1 protein-coding gene is annotated in these 352 nt (G+C 64.2%); it reads left to right on the top strand.

Going from position 1 to position 352, the window contains the following annotated elements; translation table 11 throughout:
• Positions 1-102 precede the first annotated feature (102 nt).
• A partial coding sequence (locus ACT6QU_RS19405) for a 2Fe-2S iron-sulfur cluster-binding protein (RefSeq protein WP_444837021.1) occupies positions 103-352 on the top strand: 250 nt, incomplete at its 3' end.

Below are 352 nucleotides of genomic sequence, written 5' to 3'. Positions count from 1 at the left end.
CGCTCGGCGGATTCACCCCCTATCCGGTGCTGAGCGCGCTCGATCATTTCCCCGAAGATTTCGGCGTCCCCGCGCCTGCTATCGAAGCAGCGGAGTAGAATCATGGGCTTCACCCGAGAAATCGACCATGGCACCCCGCCTGCGCTGGCGACCGGCCGCGATATCACGCTGACGATCGACGGCGAGGCGGTGACGCTGCCCGAAGGCACGTCGATCATGCGCGCCGCGTCACTGACCGGCACCGCGATCCCGAAGCTTTGCGCGAGCGATAATCTCGAAAGCTTCGGATCGTGCCGCCTCTGCCTTGTCGAGATCGAAGGCCGAAATGGCTATCCCGCAAGCTGCACCACCC

The organism is Aliihoeflea sp. (assembly GCF_052435475.1).
Lineage (GTDB): Bacteria > Pseudomonadota > Alphaproteobacteria > Rhizobiales > Rhizobiaceae > Aliihoeflea.
The sequence above is the reverse complement of the archived record's forward strand: the minus strand, read 5'-3'. Positions and strand labels throughout refer to the sequence as shown.